Origin of the sequence: Limnohabitans sp. (genome assembly GCF_040400975.1) — a bacterium.
Lineage (GTDB): Bacteria > Pseudomonadota > Gammaproteobacteria > Burkholderiales > Burkholderiaceae_C > Limnohabitans_A.
Map to the genome: position 1 here is coordinate 1 of NZ_JBBAPF010000053.1, position 874 is coordinate 874.

At 57.0% G+C, this 874-nt stretch carries 2 protein-coding genes; one reads left to right on the forward strand and one right to left on the reverse strand.

Annotation, left to right across the window (positions count from 1 at the left end; all coding sequences use genetic code 11):
* Window positions 1-2 precede the first annotated feature (2 nt).
* A complete protein-coding gene (locus tag ABWQ00_RS15520) occupies window positions 3-92 on the forward strand; it encodes a WD40 repeat domain-containing protein (protein ID WP_353239566.1) in 90 nt (29 codons plus the stop codon).
* 420 nt (window positions 93-512) lie between these two features.
* Here the strand turns inward: ABWQ00_RS15520 and ABWQ00_RS15525 are convergent.
* Window positions 513-874, reverse strand: a 362-nt coding sequence (locus ABWQ00_RS15525; protein ID WP_353239561.1) for a helix-turn-helix domain-containing protein, incomplete at its 5' end; no start/stop codon positions are given.

Genomic DNA, 874 nt, shown 5'->3' on the forward strand with positions numbered 1-874 from the left:
GGGTGAGCGCTGTTGCTTTCAGTGGGGATTGCCGATTCCTCGCTAGCGGCAGCGCTGACGGCACTGTGAAAATTTGGCGGGTGATGGCTTAGGGTATCTATGATGCTGAGTCGCGAATCCGTGAAGCGCGACGCGCCACATTCGACCGTGCACGCCTCTTATATCCAGATCCAGTCAATTTCCCGCTAATTAATTTTCCCATCCCTCCCCCTCTTTCTTTTTCCTTCTTGGCGTCCTTGGCGTCTACCCTGCGGGAAGCCGCCGCGTCCTGTGGCGGTTCATTATTAAGACCCCAGATCAATGAGCCAACAGTCTCATCTATTTCCGCCGGCGCGACAGCAGTGGGCGCAAGAAAAGTAATCAAGCGGATGTGATATAATATAATCTGGCTTGCCATTCGTATCCCGTTCGGTTGAGCGACCGCAATGAGGATCTCGGCAATGGGGATTAGTAATGCGAGCGTGCCCAATGCGAGCGTGCGAGCGTGCGAGCGTGCCCAACCGAACTTGATTTCACGCTTCTTTCTCCAACGGCTCGGCTTCTGCCGGCATCTGGCGGGAAGCGGTCTGGCGGAATCCCATTTGCTGCAGGTAGTCCCAGCCGCGCTGCATGGCCACGGGCCGGTTAATGCGCTCTGAAATCCACTCTGCTACTTTGCGGCTGTTCCACAATCCGCCATCGGGAGCGGGTCCGTGGAGGGCTTGCCGCAATTCGGCTTGTTGGGCGTCGTCTAGCAAGGGGTCGGCACCGGGATTTTCGTGGCGGCGGTCTGTCAGCCCTTCTGCGCCTGAGTTGTTGTAACGGCGGGCTATTTTGCGAATCCAATCGGAGCAATAGCCGGTGACTGCTGCCACTTCCTCGGTACGTTTTCCTT